This window comes from Halioxenophilus sp. WMMB6, from assembly GCF_033283405.1.
In the GTDB taxonomy this organism is placed as follows: domain Bacteria; phylum Pseudomonadota; class Gammaproteobacteria; order Pseudomonadales; family Cellvibrionaceae; genus Halioxenophilus.
This window is the reverse complement of the sequence record NZ_JAWMQR010000006.1, coordinates 45196-63019: the sequence shown is the minus strand read 5'-3', so window position 1 is coordinate 63019 and position 17824 is coordinate 45196. Positions and strand designations below refer to the sequence as shown.

Genomic DNA, 17824 nt, shown 5'->3' with positions numbered 1-17824 from the left:
TAGCATCGCTTGTACTTTATTTAAAAGCAGAAAAAACAGTCCAATAATAATAACGATTAAAGGCAAAGACTAATGAACGTCTACGAATCCGATCTTATCCACCTTAAAAATATTGGTGCAGCCTCCGTCAATATCCTCCACGCCGTCGGTATCCACAGTGTTAATGACTTGAAAAAAGTGGGCGCGGTTGAAACCTACCTGCGTATTAAACACCGGGGTATCAACGTCTCTAAGGTGATGCTGTACGCCTTACAAGGCGCACTGGAAGATACGCACTGGAACGACCTGTCTCCTCAGGAAAAAGCAGAACTGATTGAAGCCGCCAAAACACAAAATGTGGTGCAGCCACCTGTTTCAGTGGGTGTGCGACAGGCAATGTAACCCGTTGGCAGAGCGGCCCGTCCGTATAACATTGCCAATCATCCAGTTACCCTGCTGCGGCTCGACTCGCAATTGAGTACTGTTGTCAAAAAACAGTTTACATGCGAATGAGATTTGTTATTATTTGAAAATCAGCTGCCCACAACAGCTGATGTGAGGAGCCATTTCTGTGGTCTCTTCTCCTTAATCAGGCTAATCACGGTTTTAGGCCACCTCTTCCCGAGGTGGCTTTTTTTATTGAATTTTTTCAACGCGCACCCATCTTATTATCAGTTTTGATTCTCCTGCCGCCGGCATCAACCGGGGCGTTAACCAGACTGCTATTGGAGTGCACACACAAATGATGAGAATTGGCTTATTTTTGCTGACCAACATTGCCGTTTTGGTCGTAGCCAGTATCACTCTCAACCTGCTTGGAGTTGGCCATTATCTGGAAGCCAATGGCACGGGCTTAAACCTTACCAGCCTACTTATTTTTTGCGCCGTGTTCGGCTTCAGCGGCGCCTTGATCTCGCTTTTTCTCTCCAAAACCATCGCCAAATTCAGCACCCGCACACGGCTAATCGAATCACCCCGCAGCGCCGACGAGCGCTGGTTGATTGAAACCGTGCAGGATTTAGCCAATCGCGCCGACATTAAAATGCCGGAGGTTGGGATCTTCCCCTCCCCAGCCTCCAATGCCTTCGCCACCGGATGGAACAAAAACGGCGCGCTGGTGGCGGTAAGTGAAGGCTTACTGCACCGTTTTCAGAAAGATGAGATTCGAGCCGTTCTCGCCCACGAAATTGGCCATGTGGCCAACGGCGATATGGTTACCTTGGCTCTGATACAGGGCGTGGTTAACACGTTTGTTATGTTCTTTGCCCGTATCATTGGCTACGCGGTAGATCGCGCAGTCTTTAAAACCGAGCGCGGACATGGCCTCGGCTTCTACGCGGTCACCATTGTCGCCGAAATCGTACTGGGCATTCTTGCCTCAATGGTCGTGATGGCCTTCTCCCGCTTTCGCGAATATCGGGCAGACAACGCAGGCGCCAAATTAGCCGGCAAACAGTCAATGATTAACGCCCTAGCCCGTCTGCAGGCTGAAACCCAAGCCAAGGTTCCCAGTGACCTACCCGATACGATGTACGCCTTTGGCATCAGTGGCGGGTTTAAGGAGCGCTTCACCTCGCTACTCTCCAGCCATCCACCGCTGGCCGACCGTATTGCCGCCTTGCAACGCTCCGACTACTAACTCCCGCTTATACTATGAAGTTTGCTCCCATCGCATGGCTTGCCGCAATGCTGCTACCAGCTTGGATTGGGCTGGCAGCCGCCCCCGCGCAAGCCCTCGATACTGACGAAAGCAACAATATTGCGGTTTATAAAAACGCCAGCGCCTCGGTGGTATTCGTCACCAACAACACCCTGGTGCGCGACCCCTACTCCTTCAATATTATGAGTCGCCCGCAGGGCTCGGGCACTGGCTTCGTCTGGGATAGCCGCGGCCATATCGTTACCAACTACCATGTGATTGACGGCGCTCGCCAGATCACGATCACCCTCGCCGATCAAAGCTCCTGGGATGCCACGATTGTTGGCCTAGCGCCGGAAAAGGATATTGCGGTCTTAAAAATTGAAGCGCCAGCGGATCAGCTGCAGCCGCTTATGCGGGGCGATTCCGACGACCTGGAGGTGGGACGCAAAGTGCTGGCAATTGGCAACCCGTTTGGCCTGGATACCACTTTAACGGTGGGCGTGGTGAGTGCCCTGGGCAGGGAAATTCAAGCGCCAAATCAGAGAACCATCCGCAACGTAATTCAAACCGATGCGGCCATTAACCCAGGCAACTCAGGCGGGCCACTGCTCAACTCCGCCGGAGAGCTGATTGGTGTGAACGCCGCCATCTACAGCCCCAACGGCGCCAGTATCGGTATCGGCTTCGCCATTCCCGTCAACACCGTCAGCAAGATTGTGCCGGAGCTCATCCAGTACGGGCACTCCATCCGGCCCGTGATGGGTGTCGAGGCCGCCCCTATCGCTTGGGCCCGAGACAACAAAATCCCTGGCATCCCCATTTTAAGGGTCTTCCCCGATGGACCAGCCGATGCCGCCGGCATTGAGGGCATCACCACCAGTCGCTGGGGGGCAACCATATTGGGCGATGTGATATTGGCTATTGATGACCAGCCGGTACAAAGTCACGATGACCTGCTCGCGCTACTGGAGAACCACAAGCCGGGCGACAGCGTTACCGTCACACTCTTTCGCAGGGGCGAGGAGATAAAGCGCAGCCTTACTTTGACTGCGCCGTCAGATTAGCAGCTACTTACTAACCGAAAGTGTGCTCAGTACCAGGGAAAACGCCCGAACGGGTGTCGTCGGCGTACTTTTTCAGAGCGCCGGGAATGGAAGCCGTCTCCACCAGGAAGTTCTTCGAGAATTTGGGCGGCTTCTCGGTCAACCCCAAAATATCGTTAATCACCAACACCTGAGCATCCGTACCCTGGCCCGCACCAATACCAATGGTGGGCATGGCTACGGCACCGGTAATGGCTTCGGCTAAGCCGGTTGGAACGCACTCCAATACCAGCAGATCGGCCCCCGCCTCATCCAGCAGTTTGGCATCATTGAGTATGGTCGCCGCCTGATCCTCATTGCGCCCCTGTACCCGGAAACCACCAAACTTATTGACCGACTGCGGTGTTAACCCCAGGTGGGCACAGACGGGAATACCGCGGTCCGACAGCATACGCACCGTCTCCGCCACCCAGGCGCCGCCTTCCAACTTCACCATATGAGCACCCGCGCGCATGATACGGGTCGCGTTTTGCATCGCCTGCTCCGGCGTGGCGTAAGTCATAAAGGGCATATCACCCATGATCAACGATTTGGAGTTGCCACGCTTAACCGCCTCCACGTGGTAGATCATCTGTTCCATGGTGACAGGGATAGTGCTGTCGTAGCCCAGCACGGTCATACCCAGGCTGTCGCCCACCAGCAGAACTTCAATCCCCATCTTTTGCGCCATGGCGGACATGGGGGCATCGTAGAGGGCGACGCAAACAAACTTCTGCCCTTCTCGCTTAAACTTGCGCAAGCTGTTTACAGTGATGGGCTTACTCAACGCAGACTCAGTGGTTGGGGTCGCATAGGGCATGTTGCTTACTCTCTTTATATTGGCCGCCCGCAAGGAGCGCATAGACACTCAGAGCAACGGCGCAGGATTATAGAAGTGCCTGCCGTTTTTAATGGTCAGCAGGTACTCCACCAAAGCCTTATAGTCCTTAACATTGTTGGCCAGATCCAAATCCTTGGCGTTCACGATTAACAGCGGGGATTGGTCATAGTGCAGAAAGAAGCGTGTGTAGGCATCGTTGAGACGATCGAGATAATCGGGGTTGATCGCCCGCTCAAAGCCAACGCCACGCTTATGAATACGATCCATAAGTATGGAGGTCGGCGCCTGCAGATAGAGCACCAGGTCCGGTGCCACTGGATCACTGTTTAATTTGTCGGCGATCTGGGAATAGAGCAGAAACTCGTCTTTATCTAAAGTCGCTTCCGCAAAGAGACGATCTTTGGCCAGCAGAAAATCGGCCACATAGGCAGACTCAAACAGGTCGTCCTGATGGACATCCTGCAGCTGCTGAATACGCTGGAAGAGGAAAAAGAGTTGTGTCGGGAGCGCGGATTGCCCCGGCTGGGTATAGAAGCCTTCTAAAAACGGATTTTTATCGGTCTCCTCGAGAAGCACCTGGTAACCGAAGGTTTCAGCAAGGTGACGGGCCAAAGTCGTTTTGCCCACACCAATAGGTCCTTCCACGGCGATGTATCTCGGCCGCTCCACCCCTCTGAAATCCCAATTTAATCCAAAGCCGTAATCCAAAGGTTACCCCTCAATTGCAATTACTATGGCTCAAGCCGCCGAACACCCGCGCTGCCGAGCGTCGCTCGCAGCTCCTCGAGCCGGTGGCCGGTGGGTAGCGTGAGCGTTGGCGCTATGTCCGCCAAAGGGTAAACCACAAAGTTTCTCTCGTGCAAATGCGGATGCGGTAACGTTAGTGTTTCGCTATGCATCGTCAATGTACCGTAAAGTAACAGGTCCAGATCCAGAGTTCGAGCCCCCCAACGCACCAGCCGTTGCCGACCCTGAGCCTGCTCGATGGCCTGCATTGCCCGCAATAAAGCTTCGGCCTCCAGCTCGGTCTGCAGAGCCACCACGCCATTGATGAAATCGGGCTGTTCACCTGGGCCGATCGCTTTGGTCACATACCAAGGTGATTGCTCAACAATCTGGGTCGACTCAAGGCCCGCTAGCGCGCGGCAGCCCATCTCCACCTGGTGCAAAGGGTCATCTAAGTTCGAGCCCAGTGCGACGTAGGCTAAAACGGGGGAAGCAGACATTGCTAACTCTTATTCAGATTGGTCGGGAGTCGCTGTGGTAGAGCGATTACTGTTGGCGGGTTTGCGCCGTCTTGGGCGGGAGCGCCCGGAGCGCCCCTTGCCGGCTGCAGGCAAGGCTTTGATCATGGCTTCGCGGGTGTCGGCGTCGGCGAATTGGAACTCAGTCCACCAGAGACCCAGCCCCTGATGATTCTCACCAGACTGTTCACGCAGCAACAGGAAGTCGTAGGCAGCCCGAAAACGGGGGTGTTCCAAGGTGCGGTAGGCACGCATACCCGAGCGCCGGGGCAGCTGTGACTGCAGATCCCAAATCTCGCGCATGGTGCTGGTGAATCGCTTGGGAATGGCAACACGATTGAGCTGCTTCTGCAGTACCTGCTGCTGGGCCTGGATAGCGGCCTGGCTGAAATTTACGCCACTATCGACCAATTTCTGCTGACGCTCAACAATCTCTGGCCACAGCATCACGGCAAAGATAAAGGCAGGCGTCACCCGCTTATCCGCCCGAATCCGCTTGTCGGTGTTGGCCATGGCATTCTCAATAAGCACCACCACCTGGTCGTTTTTAGCGATCTGTTCGGCTACGCCGGGGAACAGGTGGCGAAACAGATCCCGCTCAAGCAGCTGGCGAAAGACCGCTGTGGAGTAACCCGCCATCAACAGCTTCAAGCACTCATCCCACAAGCGGGCGGAAGGGATGTTATCCAGCAGGCCACCCAGCTTGTAGATGGGCGCTGCGGTCTTCTCTTCGATCTGAAAACCCAATTTGGCCGCGAACCGGACTGCCCGCAACATGCGCACCGGATCCTCTTTGAAGCGGGTGGTTGGGTCGCCAATAATGCGCAGCAGGCGCCGCTCTATATCTTTGGCACCCTGGGTAAAATCGAGGATCTCAGCACTTTTGGGGTGAAAATAGAGCGCATTAACCGTGAAGTCACGACGTTCGGCGTCGCTGCGAATGTCGCCGTAGACATTATCGCGCAACAGCATACCCTCCGCCGAGCGGGAAGCAGTACCTTCGCCAACATGCTCATGCTGGTGGTGACTGCGAAAGGTGGTCACCTCGATGATTTCACGCCCGTAGCGTACATGCACTATGCGGAACCGGCGGCCGACGATACGCGAGTTGCGAAACAGCTTGCGTACCTGCTCCGGCGTGGCGTCCGTGGCGACATCGAAATCCTTTGGGTGCCCACCCAAAAGCAGATCCCGAACCCCACCGCCAACAAGATAGGCCTGGAAATTGGCTTCGTTCAGCCGGTCGATAACCTTAAGGGCACTGTGGCTGATATCTTTGTTCGATAACAGGTGCTTGCCCTTGGGGATTATTGTCTGGGTACGTTTACCGCTATCACCGGTAAAGAGGTTGATAAACCGTTTTAGCATGCGGGCTTCGAGTTTCGTCTATGCAGATTTAGGGGCGTCCAGAGTTAACTGGGTGCCATCATTTTGATCAAGGCGGTGAGTCTACCAGAGGAATAGAGCGCGGGGAATTTTCAGGCCTGTCAATCAGATGGGCCGGAAAGCCTAGGGCACATCAAGTCTACAGGCAACCAACCACAATTGATGCGTGTTTACTGGATTGAATAAGTGAGGTAGAGCGGAAAGGTTGGGGTAGAAAGTAAAAAGGGGAAGAGATACTCTTCCCCTTTGAATCTTTTATATCGCCAGAAAATTTGGCAGCTTCCATGCATCAGTATTTGCTTGTCGCAAACTCTCTCCGAGATTCAAGTTAGTTTGTCGCTAGTTTTTATTAATTTTAGTTGTTGTAACTTTCTTTATTATTATTTCTTGTTGTTATTATAGCTTCTTTTATTATTATTTATTGTTTTTATTCTAATTTGTCGTTTACTTAAGTTATTTATTCTTATTGTTTATTGTTGTTATGTATTTGCTATAAAGCAGGCAGCGTGCCAAAAATAAAATTTCTTTATTTTTCAATGCTTTAATTTGATTTCACTCTTTCTTATGCCGAATTGCTATTTTCAATTCGTTACCTATTCTCCCGCAAAATGTTACTCAGTTCCGAACCAGGTAACACTTTAGTCGGTGTTACCATAGGTCGCAGGTCGATAAAGTGTTACCCGAGCGGGCCGCCTTCGGGCCATATTCCGGATCAACTTCAGAATCAGCAGCCCCCATCACCAGATCACCAGATCACCAGATCACCAGATCACCAGGGTCGAGCCCGGACTAATCGATGCCGCCTAGGCCGAGTAGTCGTGCTCTCAGCATTAGCCATATGGAGTGATTGAGCGAGCTGGGCTGCCGCTACACGAGAAGCGCTGGCAGCAACAGTGCCAGGGCCAGGAGGGTGAAATCAGAAAGATGGGTTACTTGGAGGAAGAGAGGGTCTTTTTACGTTCTATACCCAGTTTTTGCCGTCGCTCCCACAGGCACTTGCGGCTGATACCCAATTTGCGGGCCAGCTCGGTTTCACTCATGGACTCCTGGTGCTCCAAAACAAAATGCTGGAAGTAATCCTCCAGTGAAAGATCTTCCGAAGGGTCGGTGTTGGGTTTGCTGACCGGCTTGCGGGTGAGGGTGTCGCTCTGCTCGTAGGGGGAGCTGCCCTCCTCTTCCGGCTCCCGATTATCGGTGCGAACCAGGTCCAAATCGATATCCAACACCTCGTGACCAATCTCTTGGCCCTCGTCGGTGAGAATCACAGCCCGCTGCATCGCGTTCTCCAACTCCCGCACGTTACCCGGCCAGGTGTAGGTACTGATGGCCTGTATCGCCTCCGGCGAGAGGGTCTTCAGGGGGACCTTCAGCTGCTCGCAGAACTTTTCGATCAACATCTCCGCCAGCGAGATAATATCTTTGCCCCGCTCGCGCAGTGGCGGCAAGGTCAACTGTAATACATTGAGACGGTAATAGAGGTCTTCTCGGAACTTGCCCTCGCGGCTCAACTGGCGCAGGTCCCTGTGTGTGGCGGCCACCAGGCGCACATCCACCTTGCGTGACTCAATGGCGCCGATGGGCCGGACTTCACCCTCTTGAATCACCCGCAGCAAGCGCGCCTGGGCCTCCAGCGGCAGTTCGCCAATCTCATCGAGAAAGAGCGTACCCCGGTCGGCGGCGGCCACCAGCCCCTCGCGCATCATGGCGGCACCAGTAAAAGCCCCCTTTTCGTGACCAAACAGTTCAGATTCAATCAGCGTCTCCGGGATGGCGGCACAGTTAACCGAAATCATCGCCTGGCCGGCTCGAGGGCTCAGCCGGTGAATGGCTTTAGCGGCCAGCTCTTTACCGGTTCCGGTCTCGCCGTGAATCAACACGGTCGCCTCGGTGGGGGCGATCTTACGAATTTTGGCGTAGAGATCGCGCATCACCGCGCTGTTGCCAATCATACCCTCAATGGTGGCGCTGTTACTGCGTGTTTTCTTCAGGCCGGGTTTATTCTCATTGGCCTTGCCTATCACCCGTTTTACCGCCGCCACCATCTCATCGTGATCAAAGGGTTTGGCGATGTAGTCCATGGCACCCATGCGCATGGAGTCAACGGCCGAGCGCAGACTGGCATAGCTGGTCATGATGAGAACCGGCACATCACCGGAGAGTTTGATCAGGTCGGTGCCCGGGGCTCCAGGCAGGCGCAGATCACTGATGATCAGGCTGAAATCGGCCAGCTGGTATTTGGTAGTGGCCTCTTTGACGGATGTCGCTTCACAGACTTCGTACTTGTTGCGCTCCAGGAGCTTACGCAAAGCAGTGCGAATAATAACTTCGTCTTCTACGATCAGAATTTTACTCATAATAATCGTTGGGCCATCAGTGTCTTGTGTAGCGATAACCTATAGCGGGCGGGAAGCTGGGGCATAGCGACCATGCCAGGCTTCGCCACGACGGGCCGATGGCCAGTTAGGCCCCAGGCAGCAACAGCCCAGCGCCTTTACTGGCGACACCAGTGGTCACCACCGGCTGATAATAACAGCCATACTGGCTAGCTGATTAATCAGCCGTCCCGGCTTGAAGGTCATCCGCTTGTAAAAATTCAAGGCCAGTGGGTAGCGAAATAATAAATCGGGTACCGGTCTGGCTCTCTTTGTTGATTGGGCTCTCCACCCGAATAGTGCCCTGGTGCTGATCGATAATACTGTACACCATCGCCAGACCCAAGCCCGTACCCTTCCCAGGCTCTTTGGTGGTGAAAAACGGTTCGACAATTTGATCCAGATGGGCCTTATCAATACCCGAGCCCTGGTCCGTCACCCAAATTTCAACCTCGGTGTCCTGCTCGTGGGCTTCGATAAGCACCTTGTCACCATCTTGACTGGCATCCCGGGCGTTAGAGAGAAGATTCACAAATACCTGAATCAGCTTCTGGTCGTCGGCAAATACCTGCACGCTCGGCCCAACCAAATTGCAGTAGTCTACTTGGATATTGTCTTTCTGCAACGATAGCAGCGAGACCGCCTCTGCCACACAGTCATAGAGCGCCACCGGATGAAAAGAGTCACCGCCATGATTACCTGCGTGGGAAAAGCTCACCAGTGAATGCACAATGCGGCTGATTCGATCGGTTTGCGAGAGGATCTGCTGGGCCGATTCCAGGGCATCGGGGGAGTCCACCTCATACTTTAAATTCTGAGCCAGGCAGGCGATACCCGTTACCGGGTTGCCAATTTCATGGGCTACGCCCGCGGCCAGGCGGCCAATAGAAGCCAAGCGCTCGCTGTGCGCCAGCTCATGTTCCAGGTGCTTCAGCTCGGTAATATCCTCAAGCAAAATCACCTGGCCGTCATCTTCACCGGTAGAGGTTGGGCTGTGCAGGGTCGACTTATGCAGGCTGAAGTAACACTCCCGCCCCTGCACTCGCACCAGTACACTCTGGCGATGGGCCTCATCACCCTGGCTGAAAGCGGTAATCAATTCGCGCCAGGGGGTAGGCAGATCGGAGAGGTGCGAACCGGCAATGGTCGCCGATTCAATTCCGGTCAATGCCTCCATGGCCCGGTTCCACATAATTACCTCCAAGTCGCGACCCAGCGAACAGATCGCCAGTGGTAACTCCTGCAGCGTATTGCGGTGATAGAGGCGCAGATTATCCAACTCAGCCGCCATGCCTGACAGCCGGTCGCGGTAGCGGTGCAGCCTCGATTCGATCAGGTTGATGTCGGTATTGCTGGTCTGATCCGGCAAGCGATAGGGCAAGTGGCGATCGACCAGCTCATTGGCCACAGAACGCCCCATCATCGACGACAGATTGGTCTCCAGGCGGTTGCGAATACGCCGTAAACAGTAGGGGCGCCGTTCAGAGAGGCTGAAGCCCAACTCCTCCACTGCCCGGTTCACCTGAATCTCTGCCAGAGTCGCCCCCAGGCTTTTGCTCAACCGCTCTTTAATCTCCTCGCAGCTGTGCACATCGAGAATCACACGCACCGGGTGGGTCAGCTCGTTCTCGGTACAGAGGGAGGCACTGTACTGCTCCTCCGCATTCTGTTGGGTGAGCAGCGAGACCACAATAAAGGCCACCATATTCAGCCCCAGGGAACAGAGGGTGATGTTGTTCCAGCCATCAATGCCGACGGTAATCACCCCCCAATAGGGTACCGCCAGCTGGTTGATGTTCAACATCATCGGTAGGAACAGCAACAGGAACCAGATGGCACTGCCCACACTGAGGCCTGCTATCAAGCCGATTCGGTTGGCCCTCGACCAGTAGGTCACAGAAATAATGGCGGGGAAGAACTGCAAGGTTTCGATAAAGGTCACCAGCGCCAACTCCATCAGGCTGTGCTGACCACCCACCAATAGATAGAAGAGAAAGCCCACCCCAAAAATTGCGCAGATGGTGGCCTGGCGTAACCAGACCAGGCGCCGGCGCAGATCGCGCTGACTGCCAAGCCGGGAGAGCGGTAACAGCCAGTGGTTGAGCACCATCACCGAACTGGCCAGGGTGATCGACACCATGGCACCGGTGGCCGCCGACAGGCCACCCACCAAGGCCAGCAGTGTCAGCCAAGGGCTATCGAGCAGTAACGGCACGCCCAGCGTGTAGTACTGCACCGGCAGTGGTACCGACAGCTCAAACCCGGCCCAAAGGATGGGGAAAATCGGCAATGCCATAAATAGAAGGAAGAGTGGAAATGCCCAGGAGACGATGCGCATCGAGCGGGCCAGCGGCACCTCCACCACAGAGGATTGAAATATGTGCGGCAGCGCCAGGGAGGTGGCGATAAACACCAGCAGCAGAGTATGGGCGCTGCTGTCGTTGAGCGACTCATACAGCAGTTGGTGCTGATTGGGGTTGTCGAGCAGCCACTGATCCAGACCGGAAAGGCCGCCAAACACCTGGAACAGCGCCACCAGGCCGATGGCCATCAGCGCGCACACCTTGATCAGCGACTCCATGGCCATGGCCATCACCAAGCCCCGGTGGCGATCCCGAGTGGCGCCGAACAACAGGCAGAAAACGCATAACAACAGGCAGTAGACCATGGCCACCATCATCTCGAAACTGATGTTATAGCTGGTCAGTTTGGCGAACGATTTTGAGTTGAGCGTTAAAATCGCCAGCGACTCCGATACCGCCTGAATCTGCATCGCCAACAGCGGCAGCAGGCTCACCAGCATACACAGAGTCACCAGGCTGCCCACCGCTTGGCTGTGGTAGCGAAACACCAGCAGATCGGCCACCGAGGGAATTTTAAAGCGGCGCACCAGTTGCGCGATCGGCGTCAGCGTCACCGGCGCAAAGACAAACAGTGCGGCGGTGCCTATGTAGTAGGTGAGTGCGCTGTAGCCATACTGGAACGCGAGGTCGACGATACCGTAATAGGCCCAGGTACTGGCAAAGACCCCCAGCGAGAGAATATAGATAATCGGGTTGTTAACAATGGCGTCTGGGATCCAACCGCGATTGGTAATGATGGCAACGCCGAAAATCATGGTGACATAGATCACCAGTACCAAGGTTACCGTGGAGAGATCAAAGGTCATCGCCGGAGGACCCTTTGCGTTGTAACCAGAAGGCGACCAGAATGACCAGCCCCCAGAGCAGGAAGGGGCGGTACCAGGCGCCCTGAGGATTGACAATCCACTGCAGCACCGACGGCGAAAAGACAGCCGCCATCACCAGAATCAGAATGATTAATCGCTGTTTGGATAGCGAATTTTCAGAACGCACCTAAGCCCCCACAAAACAACCTCACCTGCCATCGTTAACGATCGCCATCTGCTTGGGCACCCGGTCGATCTGCCAATGGCCAATGGCCCAGCGGATAATTTCATCCACCGAGCCCTGACGCAAGTCCCGAGGCGGCTGCTGGTTTAAAAAGATCAAAGCAGAGACCAAGTTATTGCTGGCCTGATCAACAACCAACGCCGGCGCATGGTTCTGCTTACTCAACTTCTGCCCCTGGCGATTTTCGGCTACCGGCAGGTGGGCGTAGCTCGGTTTGGGGTAATCCAACAGGCTGTAGAGGCACGCCTGGCGGACCGTGCTGTCGAGCAGATCGGAACCGCGCACGATATCGGTGACCCCCTGGTCATGGTCATCCACCACCACCGCCAGTTGATAGGCAAACAGCCCATCCTTGCGCAGCAGTACAAAATCGTCCTGCGGGCTTTGCAGACTCTCCGCCATCTCGCCCTGCACCCGATCCTCAAAGCGCCAGGCAAACCGGCCAACTTTGCATTTTATTGCCACCGGCTGGCCAGGTTTGGGCGGATGCTTCAGGCAAAAACCATCGTAACCCTGCGCCAGCGTCAACAACCGCTGACGACTACAGGCACAGGCATAGAGTCGCCCCGCTGCCTGCAGCTTTTGCAGGGCGGCCCGATAACGTTCATGGCGCTGGGACTGATAGACCACCTCGCCATCCCAGGCCAGGCCATGCCCGGCCAGCGCCGCCAGGATCAGGTTACTGGCGCCGGGCTGCTCCCGTGGCGGATCCAGGTCCTCCATGCGCACCAACCAGCGGCCACCGGCGGCACGGGCATCCAGAAAGCTGGCCAAAGCGGCGATCAGAGAACCAAAATGGAGGGGGCCGGTGGGCGACGGCGCGAAACGGCCAACGTAATGACTGGCGGCGGAGTTGCTACTGACGGGCATGGCAACCGATAGATTGGTGAAGAGTCAGTGGTGGGCGCGATGCCGCCAGGCAATGCTTGCGCAGTGGCATCATCCAGATGCGAAAAGGGGACCTTTCGGTCCCCATCAGAAGCGTTTAACCGCCAACCTGCTTTTCGCGGATCTCATCCAAAGTTTTGCAATCGACACACAGGGTGGCGGTTGGCCGCGCTTCCAGTCGGCGAATACCGATCTCCACACCGCAGGTGTCGCAGTAGCCGTAGTCACCGGCTTCAATCAATTCCAGGGTGGAGTCGATCTTCTTAATCAATTTGCGCTCGCGATCGCGAGTGCGCAGTTCCAGGCTGAACTCCTCTTCCTGGCTGGCACGATCAGCGGGATCGGGAAAGTTGGCAGCCTCATCTTTCAGATGGCTCATGGTCCGGTCGACCTCTTCCAACAGCTCTCCTTTCCATGCGAGAAGCAACTGACGGAAGTGTTCCTGTTGCGCAGGATTCATGTATTCTTCACCGGGCGCCGGCTGATAAGGCTCGATCCCGTGAGAGGAAATCTTGTCTGCAGCGGATGAATTTGGCATGGTTTTGTGCCTCGCTTATCAAAAACACAGGCCTGTTTAGATACGGCCCCCTCTGTATTTTTTAAGTCCATTTTTTCGAGCGGAGGAAGCTACCAGAAACCCTAGGGCAGTGCTAGCAATTTTTGCTCTAATGGCACACAACTGGCAGCTAAATCAGATTTTTCGACCCTAACGGAGCCATCACAGCCTTCCCGTTTACGAATAAACCGAACATCTTATGAAGTTTAGTCCTAAATTTTCCAAAGCCACATTTATCAAGCGCTATAAAAGGTTCCTCACTGATATCCAATTGGCCGATGGTTCGGTCATCACCGTGCACTGCCCTAACACCGGTTCCATGAAAAACTGCGTAGCCCCCGGCACCCCCTGCTGGTACTCCACCTCAGACAACCCCAAGCGCAAATACCCAAACACACTGGAGCTGATCACCACCCCCACCGGAGACCTGGCCGGCATCAACACCAGCCGCACCAACGCCCTGGTGGCTGAAGCCATTGCCAATGGCGTGGTCGCGGAATTAGCGGGCTATCGCACCATCAAGCCGGAGGTGAAATGTGCCATCGATAACAGCCGCATCGACTTTTTGCTGAGCGACGGCCGCGCCAGTGAACCCGACTGCTTTGTCGAGGTGAAAAACGTAACCCTGCGCGAAGCGGATGGCCTCGGCTATTTTCCCGACGCCGTCAGTGAGCGCGGCAGTAAACATCTGCGCGCTTTGATGGCGTTAAAGGCCGAGGGTTATCGCAGCGTACTCTTTTTCTGTGTCCAGCACAGTGGTATTACCTCGGTTTCACCGGCAGACCATATCGATGCCGTCTATGGCCAAACGCTGCGCGAGGCCGCAGCCGCCGGGGTGGAGATCCTCGCCTATGGCTGCCAGCTCTCGGCCAGCTGTTGCGCGATCGACCACAAACTGCCGGTGCGGCTCAACAATGGTTGAGTCACTCCCGCTAAGTTGAGTCACTCCCGGCAAATCGATCTGAGCTTTGCCCGACAGAGCCAATCCTGCCGCTGCCGTCTATTTCCTCAACCTTGCTATGGAAAAGCAAATTCCGGTACTCTGGAGGCTCGCGGCCGTAGCAACTGGCGTGGCGGAGTGCCACCAGCACAGTGACGGCGTAGTAAATTTGTTTCAGCCAAACAGTTACAAACGTGCAAAAGATAGCCAACAACGGACGTTTTATTCATTTTGCCGATCTAACCCTCGACCTCAGCGGGCGGGAGCTACGGCGCGATGACACCGCCATCAAAGCCCCCGAGCGCACCATCGATCTTCTGCAAATACTGCTCTGCCAAAGCTATAGCAGTAACCAAAATCAGATCGATCACCAACACTCTGCCGATAACCAAAGCTATGTCGATAACCAAAGCTATGTCGATAACCAAAGCTATGTCGATAAAGAGCGACTCATCGAGCAGTTGTGGCCACAGCAGATAGTCACCGATGCCTCCCTCTCCCGTCTGGTCTCCGATACCCGCCAGGCCCTGGGTGAAAACGCCAAAGACCAGGCTATTATTCAAACCATCCGCGGCAAGGGTTTCCGTATTCACCCGGCTATCGAGATCACCTTCAGCGATAACGCCGCCAGCGGCCTAAACAGTCAGGGCTACAAAGCCCCGGCTAAATGGGGCGCGGGCCTGCTGACGCTCGCCGTTGTTATCTTGATCACCAGCGCCGCACTCTATTTTTGGGGCTTTGATAGCCAAGAGCCGCACCCGGGGCGGCTGTTGGTGTTGCCGGTGGCCATCAATACCGGCGACGACCACGACCAGTGGGCCAAATACGGCATTATGAACCTGGTGATTGACCAGCTGAGCCAGTACCCGGAGCTGGAAGTGGCCGATATGTCTTCAACCCTGCGCTCGCTGTCGGCCATCGAGTTCGACGCCAACAGCACCGAGGGTGACCTGTTCCAAACCCTCTGCCCCAAGCTCGGCTGTGACCAGCTGATGCCACTGACACTCTCTTTTAATAATGGCCAATTGCAACTGCGCTACCACCTGATCTCCAGCCAAGGGCAGACCAGCGATTTTGTGTTTGAGAATAACGACCTGTTTCTCTCCGCCAATATGCTGATCGAACACGCCCTGGAGACCCTGCTGCCGAAAAGCCCGGAGCGGGTGGTCGCCGTCAATGGCTACACCAGCAACCCCAAGGCCAATCAGGACTACGCCCTGGCCATGGACTACCTCTACCAGGGTGAGCCACAGAGTGCCCTCACCTATTTAGAGCTGGCCCTGCAGAAGGAGCCGCAATTTACCTGGGCAGAGATCCAAAAAGCCGATGCCCTCACCCGCGTTGGCCAAAGCAGCGAAGCGGGCACCATCGTGCAACAGCTGTTGCAGGCGCCACTGACTACCCGCCAGCAATACGCCCTTACCCGCCTGCAATCGAATATCGCCTACGACGCCGGCGACTTGGAACAGTCGCTGGCCTTTGGCGAACAGCTACTGGCGCTAACCCAAACCCTGGATGACCCGGAACTGGAGGGCAACGCGCTGATGAACCAGGGCACCGCCTGGCAGGCGCTGGGGGAGTCGACCAAAGCCATCGACTACCTGGAGCAGGCGGTGGCGGTCTATGAAGCGGCCCAACTGCGGCTGCGCAGTGGCCAGGCACACCTCAATTTGGGCAACGCCCTCTGGACCAGCAGCTACAGCTATGACCAGGCCAGCAACCACTACAACCAAGCCGAGCAGCTGTTTCGCGAGGTCGGCGCCAAAGGTTACCTGGCCTACAGCAAGCATATGCTGGCCGGGGTTAAGTTGGAGAGTGGCCGCTACCCATCGGCCGAGCGCGACTTGGCACAAGTGCGTGACCTCTACCAGCAGTTGGGCGACAGCGAAGGGGTGTTACTGGTCGACAACGACCTGGCCAGCATCGCCTTAAAACAGAGTGACTACCCGAAAGCGGTGGCCATTGCCCAGGCCTCCTACAACGCCAGTGAAAACCTCAGCTTTGTCCGCTCCCACGCCTCGGCCATCCTCTCACTTGCCCACCTCTACCAAAATGATGATACCGCCGCTGAGCCCTTTGTCAGCGAACGGCAAACCAACGAGTGGTTCGACGCCCGCCTGCCCTACGCCATGATCACGGCCATCTACGCCCATCAGCAGGGGCGACTGCAACAGGCCGCCGACGCAGCCGCCGCGCTTAAAACACAATTGGGAGAGGAGTGGACAGCCGGTCACCAGGCGTGGGCAGACTTCTTTGCCCAGGAGGACACACTGGGCCGCGCCAGCCGCCACGACTACGCCCAGATGATGGTGGAATTTAACCCGGACTCGGCCCGCTAATGACGATGGCTGGCTGGCCTAAGCGAAATAATGATCCGCAAGCTCAGAAAAACGCACCGGGAAAAATGCGTTCCGAAGGGCCGATTATCGCGCCGCTTATGGGGCCACTGGCCACAGCCCTGTTTGCCACTCCCACAGCCGCTTTACTCTGGCTGGCCACCAATAAACACCTAGGGCCTTCTGGCGCTTTTCTGGGCACAACCGGCTTTTGGCTGGTGCTGGGTGGCTTTGCCCTGGTTGCGCTATTGATACCCAGGCTTTTCCCATCGCTTTTAGGCAAGCTATGGCATGGGCTAATTAAATTTGAGCACTGGTTTTAAAACCACCTAACGCGCTCACGTCTCAAAGAGAACTCTGCCGCCGGCACTCCACATTTACCCTTAGCCCGGCCGCGCAACCCTCTCCGCTCGCTACACAGGCAATTTGCACCCTCCGCAATGCACAGCATCATCCCAGTTAAAAACCCATAACCCATTGTTTTTTATAGCTTTCAAAAAGTTTCAGGTTAGATTCAAGCTTCTCTCTACCGGCTCTGTTTAACTCCCCGTCGAGCACCACACTCAATTAGGGAGAGAGAGCTATGCCGGAGACTTTTAGCCGCCTGCTAACAGTCTGGCCTTGGTTATGCGGCGCACTGCTGATCACCATCACCAGCCTTTGTTGGCTGAAACCAACACTGGTAACCGCCAGCCACAGCGAACGCTATTTCACCTGCACCGAAGGCTACGAGCTGCAGCTCACCGATTCGGCCGTGCGCTGTTACCGGCCACAACAGACCACCTACCGCGCCGCCAACGCCTGCCCGACACTCACGGGTAACACGGTATTAGCCATCGATTACCAGGGCCAGCACGATCTCTGCCTAACCGGCGTAGATGACGAGGCAAACGAGCCGCCGGGCTGCGCGGCCGGTTTTGAACTGGAAGTTCGCAGCGGACCGGACCGCTGCTTCCAAAGTAACCTGGCCAGCAGTATCGCCCCCTCCGAACCGGCCACCCCCAACCAACCCAATACCCTCAAACCCAATACCCTCAAACCCAATACCCTCAAACCCAATACCCTCAAACCCAATAACCGTATACCCGATAACCCCAGTTAATTGAGCGAAATTCATCTTCGCCTGGACTGCTTACAAAAAACTT

At 55.5% G+C, this 17824-nt stretch carries 15 protein-coding genes; 6 read left to right on the top strand and 9 right to left on the bottom strand.

The genetic code is table 11. The features are described from left to right. Nucleotides 1-72: 72 nt before the first annotated feature. The 3 genes from SBL51_RS14910 (at nucleotide 73) to SBL51_RS14900 (ending at nucleotide 2685) form a co-directional block, all read left to right on the top strand. Nucleotides 73-381, top strand: coding sequence for a TfoX/Sxy family protein (locus SBL51_RS14910; protein ID WP_317931842.1), 309 nt, complete (start codon nucleotides 73-75; stop codon nucleotides 379-381). 340 nt (nucleotides 382-721) lie between these two features. Further along, nucleotides 722-1618 carry a protease HtpX gene (gene htpX, locus SBL51_RS14905; RefSeq protein ID WP_317931841.1) on the top strand — a complete coding sequence of 299 codons (897 nt, stop codon included), beginning with the start codon at nucleotides 722-724 and terminating at the stop codon, nucleotides 1616-1618. A gap of 47 nt (nucleotides 1619-1665) precedes the next feature. Next, a complete protein-coding gene (locus SBL51_RS14900) occupies nucleotides 1666-2685 on the top strand; it encodes a S1C family serine protease (protein ID WP_317931840.1) in 1020 nt (339 codons plus the stop codon). Between the two features lie 10 nt (nucleotides 2686-2695). Here the strand turns inward: SBL51_RS14900 and panB are convergent, their stop codons facing one another. The 9 genes from panB to dksA form a co-directional block, all read right to left on the bottom strand. Next, nucleotides 2696-3523 carry a 3-methyl-2-oxobutanoate hydroxymethyltransferase gene (panB, locus tag SBL51_RS14895; protein ID WP_411860488.1) on the bottom strand — a complete coding sequence of 276 codons (828 nt, stop codon included), beginning with the start codon at nucleotides 3521-3523 and terminating at the stop codon, nucleotides 2696-2698. A 48-nt stretch (nucleotides 3524-3571) separates the two neighbouring features. Further along, the gene (locus SBL51_RS14890) at nucleotides 3572-4252 is read right to left on the bottom strand and encodes a deoxynucleoside kinase (protein WP_317931839.1); all 681 of its coding nucleotides are present in this window, start codon (nucleotides 4250-4252) and stop codon (nucleotides 3572-3574) included. A 23-nt stretch (nucleotides 4253-4275) separates the two neighbouring features. After that, a complete protein-coding gene (gene folK, locus SBL51_RS14885) occupies nucleotides 4276-4770 on the bottom strand; it encodes a 2-amino-4-hydroxy-6-hydroxymethyldihydropteridine diphosphokinase (protein WP_317931838.1) in 495 nt (164 codons plus the stop codon). A gap of 9 nt (nucleotides 4771-4779) precedes the next feature. Next, nucleotides 4780-6156, bottom strand: coding sequence for a polynucleotide adenylyltransferase PcnB (pcnB, locus tag SBL51_RS14880; RefSeq protein ID WP_317931837.1), 1377 nt, complete (start codon nucleotides 6154-6156; stop codon nucleotides 4780-4782). 947 nt (nucleotides 6157-7103) lie between these two features. Then, a complete protein-coding gene (locus SBL51_RS14875) occupies nucleotides 7104-8528 on the bottom strand; it encodes a sigma-54 dependent transcriptional regulator (protein WP_317931836.1) in 1425 nt (474 codons plus the stop codon). Between the two features lie 196 nt (nucleotides 8529-8724). Next, a complete protein-coding gene (locus SBL51_RS14870; protein WP_317931835.1) occupies nucleotides 8725-11715 on the bottom strand; it encodes an ATP-binding protein in 2991 nt (996 codons plus the stop codon). Then, nucleotides 11705-11902, bottom strand: coding sequence for a hypothetical protein (locus tag SBL51_RS14865; RefSeq protein WP_317931833.1), 198 nt, complete (start codon nucleotides 11900-11902; stop codon nucleotides 11705-11707). Before SBL51_RS14865 ends, SBL51_RS14870 begins: the two co-directional genes overlap by 11 nt. 21 nt (nucleotides 11903-11923) lie before the next feature. Continuing rightward, entirely contained in the window at nucleotides 11924-12829 is a 906-nt protein-coding gene (gluQRS, locus tag SBL51_RS14860; RefSeq protein ID WP_317931832.1) for a tRNA glutamyl-Q(34) synthetase GluQRS, read from the bottom strand. Between the two features lie 115 nt (nucleotides 12830-12944). After that, nucleotides 12945-13385 (bottom strand): RNA polymerase-binding protein DksA, encoded by a 441-nt coding sequence (gene dksA / locus SBL51_RS14855; RefSeq protein WP_317931831.1) that lies wholly within the window; start codon nucleotides 13383-13385, stop codon nucleotides 12945-12947. 217 nt (nucleotides 13386-13602) lie between these two features. On the opposite strand from dksA, the gene sfsA reads away from it, so the two are divergent. The 3 genes from sfsA to SBL51_RS14840 all read left to right on the top strand — a co-directional run bounded on the left by sfsA (nucleotide 13603) and on the right by SBL51_RS14840 (nucleotide 17781). Continuing rightward, nucleotides 13603-14325, top strand: a complete 723-nt coding sequence (gene sfsA, locus SBL51_RS14850) for a DNA/RNA nuclease SfsA (RefSeq protein ID WP_317931830.1) — start codon at nucleotides 13603-13605, stop codon at nucleotides 14323-14325. 212 nt (nucleotides 14326-14537) lie between these two features. Then, nucleotides 14538-16682 carry a winged helix-turn-helix domain-containing protein gene (locus SBL51_RS14845; RefSeq protein WP_317931829.1) on the top strand — a complete coding sequence of 715 codons (2145 nt, stop codon included), beginning with the start codon at nucleotides 14538-14540 and terminating at the stop codon, nucleotides 16680-16682. A 580-nt stretch (nucleotides 16683-17262) separates the two neighbouring features. Further along, nucleotides 17263-17781 carry a hypothetical protein gene (locus SBL51_RS14840; protein WP_317931828.1) on the top strand — a complete coding sequence of 173 codons (519 nt, stop codon included), beginning with the start codon at nucleotides 17263-17265 and terminating at the stop codon, nucleotides 17779-17781. Nucleotides 17782-17824: the final 43 nt, after the last annotated feature.